The organism is Gulbenkiania mobilis (assembly GCA_004346645.1).
Classification (GTDB): Bacteria; Pseudomonadota; Gammaproteobacteria; order Burkholderiales; family Chromobacteriaceae; genus Gulbenkiania; species Gulbenkiania mobilis.
Window position 1 is genome coordinate 213,208 of record SMDA01000004.1, and the last position, 14,006, is coordinate 227,213.

A 14,006-nucleotide genomic window follows, 5' to 3' on the forward strand; every position below is an offset into this window, starting at 1 on the left:
CCCTCACTTGCTTGATTCCGCCCGGGAAAGTTTCTGTCGCGGCACATTATATGTGGTGGCCACGCCCATTGGAAATCTGGCCGATATCACGCTGCGCGCGCTGGCGGCGCTCTCGGCGGCCGACGTGGTGTGCGCCGAAGACACCCGGGTGACCGGACAGTTGCTCAAGGCCTACGGCATCCATGCCCGGCGCCTGGTCAGCCTGCGCGAGCACAATGAGCGCAGCATGGCAGAACAGGTGGTGGCATGGTTGGCCGAAGGCAAGATCGTGGTGCAGGTTTCCGACGCAGGCACCCCCGCCGTATCCGATCCGGGCGCGCGGCTGGCCGAGGTGGTGCACCGGGCAGGACATCCGGTCAGCCCGGTTCCGGGAGCCTCGGCCGTGATCGCCGCGCTGTCGGCCAGTGGTGTTCCGGACGAACGCTTCGCCTTTTACGGTTTTCTTCCGCCCAAGAGCGGCGAGCGACGCAAGGTGCTGACAGAACTGGTCGCCGCCCCGCATGCCACCGTCTGCTACGAGGCACCACACCGCCTGGTAGACACTCTGACCGACCTGGTGGAGGTGCTAGGCCCGGAACGTCCCGTGCTGCTGGCGCGGGAACTGACCAAGGCTTTCGAAACCCTGCGCCAGCTACCGGCCGGGGGATTGCTGGACTGGGTCAAGGGCGACCCCAACCAGACCCGTGGCGAGATCGTTCTGGTGATCGCCGGCGTGCGCCCTGCTGCTGCCAGCGACACGCCTGCCCTGCCGGAGGAGGCGCTGCGTGTGCTGCGCATCCTCGCCGCCGAACTGCCCACCAAGCAGGCGGCGACGCTCACTGCCGAAATCACCGGCGAGAACCGCAAGGCGCTCTACGATGCGGCCTTGGCACTGAAGGCGGAACGCTGAGCCGATTTGCCAGCCTTGGCCAAGGCTGGCTATAATCGCTTCCTCTGCCCAGGTGGCGAAATCGGTAGACGCAGGGGACTCAAAATCCCCCGCTGCAAGGCGTGTCGGTTCGAGTCCGACCCTGGGCACCACATCAAGAAAGGCGACAGGTCTCAACGACCCTGTCGCCTTTTGCGTTTCGAAAGCTTTTAGAGCGGGCCACCGCAGAACCGTACCGCCAGCCTGAATCGAGCTTATGGCAGGCGGGTGACTACGCCCCTCAAACCGCGGCCTCCGCAGACTGCCTGCAGCGGGAGAAGCGAAAGAGGTCGCCAACACCTCCGGCTCCCCTCTCAATCCGACTGCCACGTTAGAACAGCATGCGGTAACCGACAGTGACACTACCGATAGTGCGGTCTTCATAGGCCACCTGGGGCGTACCGCCACCGCTGGCGCCTGGCAGACGCAACAGGCTGTACTGGGCAAATGCGCTGTGAGCGCGGGCAAGTCGATACTCCACCCCTATCCTGCCCTGATAGACCAGGCCGCTCTCCGATGCGCTGGCGAAGCATTCGCATCCCTCCAGCCGGCCCGAAGGCATGCGCACCTTCCCCCAGCCAATGCCCGCCCCGGCAAATGCCGACCACCGTTCATTGAAGTCGTGGGTGCGGTAGGCGTTGACGGTGACCGCGTCGTAATGGCCCGTGCCATCGGCGGACCGATTGAGTGGCCCTAGCTTCAGGCTATTGAGCTCTATCGCACCCCGTTGGTATTCCATCTCGAAACGGGCGTGCTCGGTCTGCCGACCGAGCATCAGCCCGCCGTGCAGCCCGCTGTCGAGTGCTGCCTCACCACTGGCAGTTACCCCACCGAAATCCACCCGTGCCGGCCAGTGGTCCAGCAGGTTCGTGCCAAGATGCGCCCCCAGGTACGGGGCAGGCTCGGCAGCAAATGCTACCGAGGATGCGAACAAACCGGCGGCTGCGGCCAGAATCAGAGAACGGGACATTGTCGGGGCTCCATGGGCAAACAGGGCAAATGCGGGCAAATGTCGCGCCTGATCAGCCACCGAAGTGGGTTCCGAACGCGGCATTCAGGTCAGCGGCACTGGCTGCGCTGCCGTGGGGAATGCCAACCAGGGTAACCTGTGCCAGATAGTGCTGCTCCACCACCTCCACGAAGCCGGCCTCGGAGGTGGCGTGGTACTGGCCGGCCAGTGTCTGCACCAAGGCCGCCACCGAGGCGTTGCTCCGGTTGGCCACCAGATAGCCCTCAGCATCGAACACGAAGGCGCTGGAGGTGGTGGTGCTGAATTTGACCCCCTTGTCGCTGTAGCCCTGTCCGGCCAGCCCCAGACTGGCGGCTTCGGCGACCGTCACCAGTTGCGTCAGTCCCTGAGCGTTCTGATCGAGATGGAAGGCCGCGCCACTTCCCTGCCCCGGCAGAGCGGCATTGAATCCGGCCCCGTCGGCACGCTGATAGCATGCATAAGGCATTGGCTGCCCATCTGCCGCAAAGTACCAGTCCTTGGTGAAGGGTTGGTAATACGCGTTGAAGTGCTGGCTGCCTGCGCCCTCAAGCGAATCGAAGCGTGCCCCTTCTAGCACGTTGCCGGTTCCCTGCGCCATGCGGGCGGCGTCTGCCGCGCTGGTGGTGTAGTAGCGGTCGCCACTAGCCATACGAATGCTGAAGACGGGTGTAGCGGCTGGCGGAGCAGGTGGCAGGTTTTGGAAGACAAGCATCCCCGGATCGACAATCGTCCCGTTGACCAGCCCGTCCTCATCCCCGGGGCCGCCGTCGGTCAGGGTGACCACCACACGGTCGATCTTGCCGTCCCCGTTTAGGTCCAGCAGCGTGGCTCCGTTATCGAAGGTATCCAGCCGCTGATCATCCAGGAAGCTGTACCAAGTCTTGCTGACAGGGTTCCACTTGAAGAAATCGTTGGCTTTGACACCACCTGCTGGCAGATCGATGACCACTCGTGTCTGCAGCCCGGGGCGGGTCGGGTCCATGTCGGACAAGGGCTGCAGCCCGGTCTGCGCGGTGACGGTGAAATGCAGCATGGGCGTGGCCGCCACCGTATTGGCAGGCAAGGGAGCGGGCGCTGCCGTTACCTTAAGGTCGGCCAACTGGGCATTGGAAGTAAGCTGAACGGACGTACCCGGATGCAGGGCATCCACGGTGCCGGCCATGATCGCCCCGAACGACTGCTGAGGCGCGTATTTACCAGCCAGATAGGCACTGATCGAGGCAAGGGGCAGCTGGGCCACATTGTTCTGTTCCCAGTCTGCAATGCCATCGCGGTTGAAGTCGCCGTTGTATGCCGCCCGCTCCACCGAGGGCATCACCCCATCACGGTCGGTGACGATAGTGACAGTGACGGGCGCCTGAGCCTTCACCTGTCCGCTGGCATCCAGGATCCGCGCCTGGAAAGTGTAGACCCCATCATCCAGAGGCACGGTTTTCACGTTGACCTGGCCTGCGGTCACATCGGCTGCCGTAATGGCGGTCGTGCCGGTCACCCGGCCCTGCGAATCCACCAATTGCACCGTTCCACCGCGTACCAGCGGGCCACCGCTAAGGGTAAATTCTGGCTGGATGATGCTGGTGATCTTGTCGGTGTTGCTGGAGCCGTTATCAGTCCGAGGATCGAGATCAGCCCCGAAAGGCACCTTGTCGTTGTCGTTGATGGTGCCCACCGCACTCTTGCCACCCAAAGTAAGCACCAGCGTTTCGCTGTTCTCGATCTCGGTGTCGTCAACCGTCGGGGCGGTGATGGTGAAGCTGGTGGTGCCCGCCGCAACGACGATCTTGCCCTGCGACGGGTCGTTATCTTTCCACGAGGCGCCACTACCGAGGATCAGCGTGCCGTAGTCGCTGGCGCCGGCCGTGCCGCTTCGGCCAAGGGTGTAATTCGACCGGAGTGGGGCTGGGCACGTTGAGGGCGACGGTATAGACGAGGTTGGCGCCTTCGGTCACTGCCGGGCCGACGCTGATGCCGGTGACGCTCTGCGTGACGTCATTGTCGCGGATGGTGATTACGCCCGTGTTGTCGGTAATGGCGGCAAAGCTGCTGTCGGACAGCACCAGCGAGAAGGTTTCATCGCCTTCGGCCAAGGCGTCGTCAGTGATGGCGATCTGAACAGTCTTGGTGGTCTGGCCGGGGCTGAAGGTCAGGGTGCCACTGGTGGCGGTGTAATCGCTGCCCGCAGTGGCCGTGCCCGGCTGGGTGGTGTACTTGACCGTCACCGTGTCGGTGCTGGCCTTGCTGAGGGCCACCGTCAGCGTGGCATACCCGCCATCCTCGTTGACCGTGACATCGCTGACGGTCAGTTGCGGTTGGTTGGCCAGATAAGTGTTAAGGGTGTCCAGCAGCCCGGTTGTGGCCGCGTTGCCGGTGACCTTGCCGCCACTAATCGCCAGCGTCTGGCCGTTGAAGGTCAGACCGATGAAGCTGTGGGGATCACCGTTGGTCTCGGTGTACGGGTCGATGAAGTAGGTGCCAGTGGTGGTGGCCAGGGTGTGCGAGGCGCCGGTGGCGTAGAACACCATCGTCGAGACGTTGCCGCTGGGCGCGCGCCAGTTGATCACGCCATCGATGCGGTGCTGCACGTTGGCCGCATCGGTGATCAGGATGGTGCCCGAATAGTCGTTGCCCTGGGTCCCGCCGAACAGCCCGTTGTTGGTGGTCTGCACGAACTGGAAATTGGACCACCCCAGCGATGTCAGGTAGGCGCTGTTGCTCGCTTCGTTGTTCTTGGTGGCATCCCCGACAAAACCGTTGGAGAAGGAGACCGATACGGTGGTAGTGGCCAACAAGGTGATCCCTTGTCGTCGTAGAGCCCGGCCGGCCTGTCCTGCCTGATGCGCCTGTCCCGGGCGCCGACGTGCGGTCTGCAAAGATAAATTTGATTCAATCGCCCGGGAGCAAAAGATTTACACTTTTGCCTCCCCCATGAAAAAACCTGCAACAAGTCTGGACACACAGGCAGCCTTGTCTGGCTGCTCCCGGCGGCTATTACCGCCACTGTGGCCACGGCGGGCTCTACAGGAAGCCTTGTGGGGCCTGAATTTCGCCAGGACGCCCGCGCAGGGCATCGTCCATCCTTACGACCACGGATTGTTCAGGGAAGAAAGGGCGCAGACTATACGCCCAGAAAAATTAGCCAGAAAGCATGTATTAAATAAGCGTTTTATGCTCTTTGGTGTGATCTTTTTGCGTCAATTGCTAAAAACTAAATAATGCATTGAATTTGTTCATGAAACGCATGTTTCAAAACCCCGCCCGTGCCCAGCGTTACGGGACAGGCGGGACGAAAGGCTTAGGGTTTGACAGGCGGGCTGGACAGTGCGCTGCGTTTGTCCGTTACGCCGGGCAGATCGCGCGTAGGGCGCTTGAATCCGCCCTTGAGCGCGTCCACACCAGACTGGGGCTTGGCCAAAGGCACGAGGTCGGCCCGGTCCTTGCGTGCCTCCGGTGTGCTCAGCCTCATGCGGCGATCACGCTTTTCCACAAGGCCAGGCATCGCCTCGCCGTCGCGGTTGAACGACCAGGCCAGCATCGGGTCGCCCAGCGGCAGCTTGTCAGCTGCCATGCCCTCATGGCCGGTGTTCCACACGTGCCAGGTCTTACCATAGCTGTTGATTTTGGTCCGCATCAGCGCCTTCTCGGCCACGCGTGGCAGGCCGGGGGCCTGCAGCTGACCTGAGAGAATCTCGCCGTTGTGGGGGTGCCAGTACTTCTTCTCGTCCTCCGGCAGGGATTCGAATAGTTTCTCGGAGATGATGTATTCCACGCCGTTCATGTTGGCGTTGGCCGTGTTGCTGTCAAACAGCACGCACTGGGCAAAATCCTCGTTCATCTGGTGGCAGTAGTGATGAGCTTCCATCTGGTGTTCCGGTTGCGCCTTCATCGGGTGAAAGCCCACCAGATACACGTCGAATCCCTTGAGCGGAGCATTGCCCTGAAGCACCTTGGCACCCGCCTCCAGCACTTGGGTCTTTGCGGTCTTGGGGCTGCCCACCGGCGCCACCTTGGGCCGGACCGCCTCGTCGGCCAGCGCATGGGTGGCTGTCAGGCACGCCACCACGGTCATTGCACCAAAAACATAGTTCCAGCGTGTCATCGTCCTATCCTTTGTAAGAGGGGGTATAAGAAGGGGTAAAGGCCGGGGCGTGCCTTGGCGAAGGTTTGCTTTTTCATGCCGATCGCTTAGGCTGTTGCCCCCGCTTCCTGGAGCCCTGTCATGCGCTACCGCTACATCCTGCTGGACTTCGACGGCACGCTTGCCGACTCCTTTGCGTGTTTCCTGCGCGTGTTCAACCAACTGGCAGAGCAATTTGCCTTCCGGCCGCTGGATGCGGCCCAGCTAGCCACGATGCGGGGCGCCAGCGCCCGCGAAGTGGTGGCGCACACCGGGCTGCCCTTGTGGAAGATTCCACGTGTGATGGCAGAGGGGCGACGGCTGATGGGTGTGGAAGCCGGCAGCATCCGTCTGTTCGACGGCATTGCCCCGGTACTGGAAAGGTTGGCCGAAGAAGGTGTGCAGCTGGCCATCGTCAGCTCCAACAGCGAGACGAGCATCCGACGCATTCTGGGGCCGCTGTCGGGACACATGCGCCACTTCGCTTGCGGCGCCTCGCTGTATGGCAAGGCTGCCCGGCTGCGCAAGGCTGCCCGCGCATGCGGTGCAGGCCCGAACTCCGAAGTGCTGTGCGTGGGAGACGAGATACGCGATGCGGAAGCGGCCGCCGAGGCAGGCTTCGCCTTTGCACCGGTGATGTGGGGCTATACCGCCCCCGAAGGGTTCGACCGGGTGCCGCAGGTGGCGCGGCTGGCCCGGCCGGAAGACCTGCTGACGCTGGTCTTGGGAGAAGGGAAAAGCGTGAGTGCTTAGCGGCGGTCGCCGTGTGGCTTCTCGCCCACTTCCTCGATGATCTTGCGCACGAAGGCGTCCAGGTCACCCGGGTTGCGGCTGGTGACGAGGCCTTTGTCAACCACGACGGTCTCGTCCTTCCAGTTGGCCCCGGCATTGCGCAGGTCGGTACGGATCGACGGATAGGAAGTCAGGGTACGCCCACGCACCACATCCGCCTCGATCAATAGAATGGGGCCGTGGCAAATGGCGGCCACTACCTTGCCTGCGGCATCGAACGCCTTCACGATCTTGACCGCTGCCTCCTCCAGACGCAGCGTGTCAGGGTTGATCTGACCACCTGGTAACACCAGCGCGTCGTAAGCGGCCGGGTCCACCGCGTCCAGCGCGAGGTCGGCCTCAACACTGTCACCCCAGTTTTTGTCCTTCCAGCCCTTGATCGGCTTGCCGCCGGGGGTGGCCACCTCCACCGTGGCGCCGGCAGCCTTCAGCTGCTTGAGGGGTTCCATCAGCTCCGACTGTTCGTAACCGTCGGTAGCCATGATGAGAATGCGGGCTTGCTGAATGGCGGGCATGCTTGTCCTCCTGAAAAAGAGCCGCCTGCTCCCACAGGCAGATGAAAGCCGGCAGGCCTTGCCTGCCGGCACAGAGCCGCCAGTGTCGGTCCGCACGCAGGCGTGCGGTTTGCGACGACGACGGCAGGCCGCGAACGGCCGCTCTCTCTCCTCTTGCCACCCGTGCGAAACTTACCGTTCCACTTGTTGAATTTGCCTGAGGCTTTCCATGTTTGACACCACCGTGCCGGAAAGTTGCCTGATCGATACCCACTGCCACTTGGACGCACCCGAGTTCGCAGGCCGCACCGACGCGGTGGTTGGCGCCGCCCGGGCGGCCGGGGTGGGCCAGCTTCTGGTACCGGCCGTCAGCCAGGCCACTTTCTCCAGCACGCTGGCGATGCGGGCGCGTTACGGCTGCTGGGTGGCGCTGGGGCTGCACCCCATTTATCTGGACCAGCATCTGGACGGCCACCTGGACGACCTGGACCGGGCTCTTGCGCTACACCGGCCGGATGCAGTGGGCGAGATCGGGCTGGACTTCTACCAACCGGGACTGGACCCGGCACGACAGGAGAGGCTGTTCGTCGAACAGCTCAGGCTCGCCCGCCAGCACGGCCTGCCCGTCATCCTGCACGTACGGCGCGCGCAGGACCGCGTCCTCAAGTACTTGCGCCAGGTGCGGGTGGAAGGCGGCATCGCGCATGCTTTCAACGGCAGCCTGCAGCAGGCCGAGGCGTTCATCGCGCTGGGCTTCCGGCTGGGCTTTGGGGGCGCCATGACCTATAGCGGCTCGCAGCGCATTCGCCGTCTGGCAGCCACCCTACCCGCGGACGCGCTGGTGCTGGAAACCGATGCCCCGGACATCCGGCCCGAATGGGCCCAGACCGAGCCCAACACGCCAGCCAATCTGCCGCGCTTCCTTACACTGCTGGCCGGTTTACGCGGAGAAACCGAGGAAAAGCTCTGTCGCATCCTTGTACGCAATTCCCTCAGCGCCCTGGGGAAAAACTGAGGCAATTCACCTGTCTTGCGCTACGTTAAGGGCCGTACCCCCGCCACTTCAAAAACCCTATTCCATGTGGCGGGCATAACCGATAACAAACACGCTGCAACCGAACCATTACGAACTGACGGTGACAACCATGAAAAACTTCTCCATTGCCGCGCGCATCAGCTTCGGCTTTGCGCTTCTGGATCCTGGCCCTAATCGCAAGCACGGTGATGAGCCTGGTCGGTTTTTCCTCCATCGAACGCACCGTCAACGAGCTGACGGACCATGATCTGGCTTTCTTCAACCGCATGGTGGACGCCCGCTACCACGCGGGCAACCTGCGCCGCTACGAGAAGGACTATTTCATCAACCTTGGCAATGCCAGCGAGCGCAAGGAGTACAAGCAGAAGTGGGACACCTCGCTGGCCGAAACCCGCAAGAGCCTGGAAGCCGCCGCGGTCAATCCCTTGGACGCGGAGGCTGGCAGCACGCTGAACACGCTCAAGACCCAGCTGGGCACCTACGAGCAGGGCTTCAACACCGTCACGCAGCAAGTGGAAGGCGGCCAGGTCACCGACACTGCGGCGGCCAATGCAGCCTTCACCCCTTACAAGGACAACATCCGCTCGCTGGAAACCAGCCTGCGCGGGCTGACCGACCGCGCCCAGGAAGCCGCCAACCAGGTGGATGACCAGATCGGGGCGGCGGCGGACCGCAGCCGTACGCTGCTGATCACACTGGGCGCCACCATGCTGGTGGTAGCGGTCCTGCTTTCGCTGGCGATCATCCGCTCCATCCGCAGCCCGCTGGGCACGCTGACCGCCACCAGCAACCGCTTGGCCGAAACCCGCGACCTGACGGCCGACATCCCCGAGTTCGGCAGCAACGAACTGGGCCGGGTAGCCGGGTAGCCGGGTCGCTGCGTTCGCTAGTGGGCACGGTACGCACCCTGGTGCACGAGTCGCATGGCAGTTCCGCCCGCCTGGTCGCCTCGGCTGACAAGCTGAGCCGCGTCAGCGAGAACGTTTCGGAGTCCGCCCAGGTGCAATCGCAGGCGGCAGTGGCCAGCGCATCGGCGATCGAGCAGATGACGGTTAGCATCAATGTGATGGCCAGCAACATGGAAGGTGTGGAGGAGCAGGCGCACAAGGCGGCAGCCGAGGCCGAGAGCGGCAGCCAGCTGGCCGGCCAGGCCGCCAATGACATCCGCCGCATCGCTGCCAGCATCAACGAGGCCGCCTCCACGATCGAACGGCTCAACCAGAGCTCGGGCGAGATCGGCACTATCGTCCAGGTGATCCGCGAGATTGCTGACCAAACCAACCTGCTGGCCCTTAATGCCGCCATCGAGGCTGCCCGGGCAGGCGAGATGGGCCGCGGGTTCGCTGTCGTGGCCGACGAGGTACGCAAGCTTGCCGAACGCACCAGCAGTGCCACCGCCGAAATCTCCGGCCGCATTGGCGCGGTGCAGAACGATACCCAGGCTGCCTACCAGAACATGCGCGAAGCCCACGACCGTATCGAAGCGGGCGTGCAGGGCACCAGCCAGGTCGAAACCGCGCTGGACCAGATCCGTCGTTACTCCGAGCTGTCGCTGGAGAAGATTTCCGAGGTTGGTTACGCGATCCGCGAACAGAGCCAGGCCAGCCAGAGCGTGGCGCAGAACGTGCAACAGATCGCAGAAATGACGGAAAACACCTCGGCAGCCGTCTCCAGCGCCAGCGCACTGGCTCAGGAGCTCAAGCGCCTTTCGGCCGACCTGGACCAGCATCTCAACCGCTTTACCGTCTGAGGGCTCCTCCAGGGCTCACGCCTCGGTATGAAAAAGCCCCGCCAGCAGGCGGGGCTTTTTTATTTGACACACGGAACGCTCACTGTGCGGGCCGAGCCCGGTCCAGGCGCTCGGCGCGTACAAACAGGATCACGCACACGAAGAATAGTGTCGTCAGGCCCACCTCGGCCCAGGCCAGCTGCTGGCTCAGCCCGGTATCGCTCCAGCCACGCATGATGCCTTCGGTGAAATAGCCGAGGATGAACATGCTGGACCACTGGTAGGTGTACACCCGCTCGCGCAGGATGCCCATCAGCGGGGCCAGCAGGATGACGGCCTTGACCACCAGCCACGAACCACCCGGGCGCAAGGGGGCCAGCCACAGCTCCCAGGCCAGGGTGAGGAGGATCAGTGCAATCAGGGACAGGGCAGCGCCCCAGTGAAAGATGCGTTTCATGTGGCGGATGGATTACGGGCCGGACGCCCCAGGAAAAGGGCCATAAGGATACCTGCCTCGTACAGCAGCCACAGGGGAACGGCCAGCATGATCTGCGACAGCACGTCTGGCGGTGTCACGACAGCCGCCACCACGAAGGCACCGACGATCACGTAGGGCCGCCCCTGACGCAGCTTCTCGACCGACACCACGCCCATGCGCACCAGCACGATGACGACGATCGGCACCTCGAAGGTGATGCCGAAGGCGACGAACATGCCCAACACGAAGGAAAGATACTTGTCGATGTCGGTCATCATCGACACCCCGGCGGGAGTGACCGAACTCATGAAGCCGAACACTACCGGAAACACCAGGAAGTAGGCGAACGCCATCCCCACCAGGAACAGCAGCACGCTGGACACGACCAGCGGCAACACCAACCGCTTCTCGTGCGAATAGAGGCCGGGCGCGACGAAAGCCCAAACCTGGTAGAGCGTGTTGGGCAGCGAGATCAGGAACGCTACCAGCATCGTCACCTTGAGCGGCACGAAAAACGGCGCAGTAACGTCGGTGGCGATCATGCTGGCACCGGCGGGCAGCACGTCCATCAGTGGCTGGGCCAACAGATGGTAGATGGTTCCTGACCAGTGGAAGAGCGCCAAAAACACCACCACCAGGCCGAGCAGCGCCCGCACCAGGCGGGTGCGCAGCTCCAGGAGGTGGGCCACCAGAGGCTGTTCGTTCATCGCCGCCCCTCCCCCGGAACTACCGGTGAGGGCGGATGTTCGAAGAGGTCCAGCTGGTTTTCGTCCACGCCTGGCGCAGCACCGGTCGCGGACTCAGCGGCTGCGGGCGCTGCTTCGGTCTTGCCGGCCGCTGCGGCCAGTTCGGCCAACGAGTCGGACAGGGCATCCACGTCCCGGCGGGCTTCTTCGGCCAAGGTGCGCACGGCCTCGGCCTCCTGCTCAACCATCTGCCCTTCTTCGCGCAGTAGGGCGCGAGCGCTGTCGATCTCGCTCTCAAGCGAGGCACGAAACTCGTGCGCCGTCGAGACGATATCGTTCTTCAGGCCGTCCAGACCGGCGAGGCTGGCCTCGCGGTGCATATCGGCCTTCACGCTGGCCACGAAGCGCTGGGCCCGGCCCACGAGGGCGCCGAGCGTGCGCGCCACCGTGGGCAGCCGTTCAGGACCGAGCACCACCAGCGCCACGACGCTGATGAGCATGATCTCGCCAAAGCTGATTTCGAACACGGCGAGTCCGGCTTATTTCTTTTCGGCTTCGCCGTCGATCACACGGCCGGAGTTGCTGGCAGGCGGGGGCGTATCCTCGCGCATCCCCTGTTTGAAACCCTTCACGGCGCCGCCCAGATCCTCACCGATGTTGCGCAGCTTCTTGGTACCGAAGATCAGCAGTACAACGATCAGAACGATCAGCCAGTGCCAGATACTGAAAGAACCCATGGTCATTTACCTCATCAGACGGGCGTCACACGCCCGATAATTACAAAATCAGTGCTTGTGGCCGAACACGTGGATATGCAGGTGGAAGACCTCCTGCCCGCCTCCGCGTCCGGTATTGATGCCGGTCTTGAAGCCTTCGGCCAAGCCCTGCTCGCGCGCCAGCTGCGGCGCCAGGGTCAGCATCCTTCCCAGCAGGGCTTCGTCGTCCGGTCCGCAGTGCGCCAGCGACTCGACGTGCCGCTTGGGGATCAGGAGAAAATGGACGGGTGCTACCGGCCGGATGTCGTGGAAGGCGAACACCTCGTCGTCCTCGTACACCTTGCTGGCAGGAATCTCGCCGGCCACGATCTTGCAGAAGATGCAGTCGCTCATGTCTTTTCCTTAGGCTTGTTCCGCAGGACGCGAGGCCTTCTCATCGATACCGGAAATGCCTTCGCGCCGCTTCAGTTCCATCAGCACGTCCTCCGGACGCAGGCCGTGGAAGGCCAGCAGCACCATCGAATGGAACCAGAGATCTGCCACCTCGCGTACGATATGCAGCTTGTCGCCATCCTTGGAAGCCATCAGCGTTTCGGCAGCCTCCTCGGCCACCTTCTTCAGGATGGCGTCCTCACCCTTGTGGAACAGCGACGCCACATAGGAAGACTGCGGGCTGGCTTCGCGCCGGGCCTCGAGCGTGTCGGCCAGCGTGGTCAAGAGGTCGGTCTGGATCATGATTGGTGCCCTCCGTGGGGAATCCGGCAAGTATATGTCTTTTCTGTTGCGATTCTGTAACAGCCTGGCCATTCAGGACGGGCGGTAGATTGAGGCCGGGTCCTTGCGCACCGCATCCACCGTTTCCCACACACCGCCGTTCAGCACACGGTAGAAGCAGCTTTCCCGACCGGTATGGCAGGCGATGCCGCCGGCCTGCTCGATCTGCATCACGATCACATCACCATCGCAATCGAGCCTGAGTTCTTTGACCGTCTGCAGATGGCCGGATTCCTCCCCCTTTTTCCACAGGCGATTGCGCGAGCGGCTCCAATAGTGGGCGATGCCGGTTTGGGCGGTCAGCAGCAGCGATTCACGGTTCATCCAGGCCACCATCAGCACGCGGCCGGAGGTGGCATCCTGGGCAATGGCCGTGACCAGGCCCTGCCCGTCCCATTTCACTTCATCAAGCCAGGAGGTGCTCATCATCTAGAAAGTTGAAGGTCCGGCCGGGCCGGACACGGGTTAACGTTCGGATAACGCATGGTGGGGGCAAAAGGCTGACGTCCCCTGCTACAGCCGTACCTCGATGCCGGCCGCACGCATCGCTTCCTTGGCCTGGCGCACGGTGTACTCGCCGAAGTGGAAAATGCTGGCGGCCAGCACCGCGTCGGCCTTACCCACCTGCACGCCCTCCACCAGGTGCTGCAGCGTACCCACGCCGCCGGAAGCAATCACCGGCACCGGCACCGCCTCGGAAACGGCGCGCGTCAGCGGCAGGTTGAAGCCGATCTTGGTACCGTCCCGGTCCATGCTGGTCAGCAGGATCTCTCCCGCGCCGTACTCGGCCATGCGTGCTGCCCACTCCACGGCATCAATGCCGGTGCGGTTGCGTCCGCCGTGGGTAAATACCTCCCAGCGGTCGTTGCTGTCGGTGACGGCCTTGGCGTCCACCGCCACCACGATGCATTGGTTGCCGAAGCGGTCGGCCGCTTCCTTGACGAGGTCCGGGTTGGTGACGGCCGCGGTGTTGATGCTGACCTTGTCCGCGCCAGCGTTGAGCAGCCGGCGCACATCGGCCACCTGGCGCACACCACCGCCCACGGTCAGCGGGATGAACACCTGATTGGCGACCGATTCGATCACGTGCAGGATCAGGTCGCGGTCGTCGGAGCTGGCGGTGATGTCGAGAAAGGTCAGTTCGTCGGCACCCTGCTCGTTGTAGCGGCGGGCGATCTCCACCGGGTCGCCGGCATCGCGCAGGCCGACAAAGTTGACGCCCTTGACCACGCGTCCAGCGGTAACGTCAAGACAGGGGATAATGCGTTTGGCCAGTGTCATGTTCAAAG

18 protein-coding genes and 1 tRNA gene are annotated in these 14,006 nt (G+C 63.2%); 6 read left to right on the forward strand and 13 right to left on the reverse strand.

Features of this window, described 5'->3' with window-relative positions:
* The first annotated feature begins 7 nt into the window (after positions 1-7).
* Together rsmI and EV669_RS07870 are read left to right on the forward strand one after the other, a co-directional pair.
* Positions 8-889 (forward strand): 16S rRNA (cytidine(1402)-2'-O)-methyltransferase, encoded by an 882-nt coding sequence (gene rsmI, locus EV669_RS14125; protein ID WP_318271366.1) that lies wholly within the window; start codon positions 8-10, stop codon positions 887-889.
* Between the two features lie 46 nt (positions 890-935).
* Positions 936-1,020, forward strand: a tRNA-Leu gene (locus EV669_RS07870).
* Between the two features lie 218 nt (positions 1,021-1,238).
* On the opposite strand, the gene EV669_RS07875 is transcribed toward EV669_RS07870, so the two are convergent.
* From EV669_RS07875 to EV669_RS07890, 4 genes are all read right to left on the reverse strand, one after another.
* Positions 1,239-1,877: an outer membrane protein gene (locus EV669_RS07875; RefSeq protein WP_165922729.1), complete on the reverse strand. Its 639-nt coding sequence runs from the start codon at positions 1,875-1,877 to the stop codon at positions 1,239-1,241.
* Positions 1,878-1,929: 52 nt separating this feature from the next.
* A complete protein-coding gene (locus tag EV669_RS07880) occupies positions 1,930-3,594 on the reverse strand; it encodes an Ig-like domain-containing protein (RefSeq protein WP_132098343.1) in 1,665 nt (554 codons plus the stop codon).
* A 124-nt stretch (positions 3,595-3,718) separates the two neighbouring features.
* Positions 3,719-4,684, reverse strand: a complete 966-nt coding sequence (locus tag EV669_RS07885) for a Calx-beta domain-containing protein (protein ID WP_132098344.1) — start codon at positions 4,682-4,684, stop codon at positions 3,719-3,721.
* 506 nt (positions 4,685-5,190) lie between these two features.
* Complete coding sequence (locus tag EV669_RS07890) at positions 5,191-5,994, reverse strand: OBAP family protein (RefSeq protein WP_318271367.1); 804 nt, start codon at positions 5,992-5,994, stop codon at positions 5,191-5,193.
* A 120-nt stretch (positions 5,995-6,114) separates the two neighbouring features.
* Between EV669_RS07890 and EV669_RS07895 the strand changes: the two genes are divergently transcribed.
* Positions 6,115-6,765, forward strand: coding sequence for an HAD-IA family hydrolase (locus EV669_RS07895; protein WP_055433343.1), 651 nt, complete (start codon positions 6,115-6,117; stop codon positions 6,763-6,765).
* Here EV669_RS07895 and EV669_RS07900 read toward each other — a convergent pair.
* Positions 6,762-7,319 (reverse strand): type 1 glutamine amidotransferase domain-containing protein, encoded by a 558-nt coding sequence (locus tag EV669_RS07900; protein ID WP_054286245.1) that lies wholly within the window; start codon positions 7,317-7,319, stop codon positions 6,762-6,764. The genes EV669_RS07895 and EV669_RS07900 overlap by 4 nt on opposite strands.
* A 208-nt stretch (positions 7,320-7,527) precedes the next feature.
* Here EV669_RS07900 and EV669_RS07905 point away from each other — a divergent pair, with 208 nt between their 5' ends.
* The 3 genes from EV669_RS07905 to EV669_RS07915 all read left to right on the forward strand — a co-directional run bounded on the left by EV669_RS07905 (position 7,528) and on the right by EV669_RS07915 (position 10,084).
* Positions 7,528-8,313: a TatD family hydrolase gene (locus tag EV669_RS07905; RefSeq protein ID WP_132098345.1), complete on the forward strand. Its 786-nt coding sequence runs from the start codon at positions 7,528-7,530 to the stop codon at positions 8,311-8,313.
* Between the two features lie 170 nt (positions 8,314-8,483).
* Positions 8,484-9,203: an MCP four helix bundle domain-containing protein gene (locus EV669_RS07910; RefSeq protein WP_318271368.1), complete on the forward strand. Its 720-nt coding sequence runs from the start codon at positions 8,484-8,486 to the stop codon at positions 9,201-9,203.
* A gap of 41 nt (positions 9,204-9,244) precedes the next feature.
* Entirely contained in the window at positions 9,245-10,084 is an 840-nt protein-coding gene (locus EV669_RS07915) for a methyl-accepting chemotaxis protein (protein WP_165922730.1), read from the forward strand.
* A 79-nt stretch (positions 10,085-10,163) separates the two neighbouring features.
* Here EV669_RS07915 and EV669_RS07920 read toward each other — a convergent pair whose 3' ends face one another.
* The 8 genes from EV669_RS07920 to hisF all read right to left on the reverse strand — a co-directional run bounded on the left by EV669_RS07920 (position 10,164) and on the right by hisF (position 13,998).
* Positions 10,164-10,520: a DUF2069 domain-containing protein gene (locus EV669_RS07920; protein ID WP_054286248.1), complete on the reverse strand. Its 357-nt coding sequence runs from the start codon at positions 10,518-10,520 to the stop codon at positions 10,164-10,166.
* The gene (gene tatC, locus EV669_RS07925; protein WP_054286249.1) at positions 10,517-11,248 is read right to left on the reverse strand and encodes a twin-arginine translocase subunit TatC; all 732 of its coding nucleotides are present in this window, start codon (positions 11,246-11,248) and stop codon (positions 10,517-10,519) included. The genes EV669_RS07920 and tatC overlap by 4 nt, the downstream gene beginning before the upstream one ends.
* Positions 11,245-11,754 (reverse strand): Sec-independent protein translocase protein TatB, encoded by a 510-nt coding sequence (gene tatB, locus EV669_RS07930; protein ID WP_132098348.1) that lies wholly within the window; start codon positions 11,752-11,754, stop codon positions 11,245-11,247. The genes tatC and tatB overlap by 4 nt, the downstream gene beginning before the upstream one ends.
* 12 nt (positions 11,755-11,766) lie before the next feature.
* Positions 11,767-11,964: a Sec-independent protein translocase subunit TatA gene (tatA, locus tag EV669_RS07935; RefSeq protein ID WP_054286305.1), complete on the reverse strand. Its 198-nt coding sequence runs from the start codon at positions 11,962-11,964 to the stop codon at positions 11,767-11,769.
* A 48-nt stretch (positions 11,965-12,012) separates the two neighbouring features.
* Entirely contained in the window at positions 12,013-12,336 is a 324-nt protein-coding gene (locus tag EV669_RS07940; protein WP_054286251.1) for a histidine triad nucleotide-binding protein, read from the reverse strand.
* A 9-nt stretch (positions 12,337-12,345) separates the two neighbouring features.
* Entirely contained in the window at positions 12,346-12,678 is a 333-nt protein-coding gene (locus tag EV669_RS14130; protein WP_054286252.1) for a phosphoribosyl-ATP diphosphatase, read from the reverse strand.
* Between the two features lie 72 nt (positions 12,679-12,750).
* On the reverse strand, positions 12,751-13,143 hold the full coding sequence (gene hisI, locus EV669_RS14135) for a phosphoribosyl-AMP cyclohydrolase (RefSeq protein ID WP_318271386.1): 393 nt from the start codon (positions 13,141-13,143) through the stop codon (positions 12,751-12,753).
* A gap of 87 nt (positions 13,144-13,230) precedes the next feature.
* Complete coding sequence (gene hisF, locus EV669_RS07950) at positions 13,231-13,998, reverse strand: imidazole glycerol phosphate synthase subunit HisF (protein WP_054286254.1); 768 nt, start codon at positions 13,996-13,998, stop codon at positions 13,231-13,233.
* Positions 13,999-14,006: the final 8 nt, after the last annotated feature.